This window comes from Priestia sp. TSO9, assembly GCF_021029645.1.
Taxonomy (GTDB): domain Bacteria; phylum Bacillota; class Bacilli; order Bacillales; family Bacillaceae_H; genus Priestia; species Priestia megaterium_E.
Window position 1 is genome coordinate 1 of sequence record NZ_JAJEKD010000056.1, and the last position, 254, is coordinate 254.

General features: G+C 48.0%; 1 protein-coding gene. It reads left to right on the forward strand.

Annotation, left to right across the window (positions count from 1 at the left end; all coding sequences use genetic code 11):
- On the forward strand, positions 1 to 254 hold a 254-nt coding region (locus LJC66_RS27615), incomplete at both ends, for a cadherin-like domain-containing protein (RefSeq protein WP_230933932.1).

Consider the following 254-nt stretch of genomic DNA (forward strand, 5'->3'; position numbering starts at 1 on the left):
AGCCCTGTGGTAGGAGCAGTGGTAGGGACCGATGTGGATGGAAACCCTCTTAGTTACCAGCTACAGGTTGCACCAGTAAATGGAGTAGCCGTGGTGAATGCAGATGGAACATTTAGCTATCAACCCAACTTGAATTTTAATGGGACGGATCAGTTTACGGTATTGGTGTCGGATGGTCAAGGAGGAACGGCGGTTTCAACGGTGACCATTAACGTTATCCCTGTAAATGATCCCCCAATTACGTCCAATGTCAG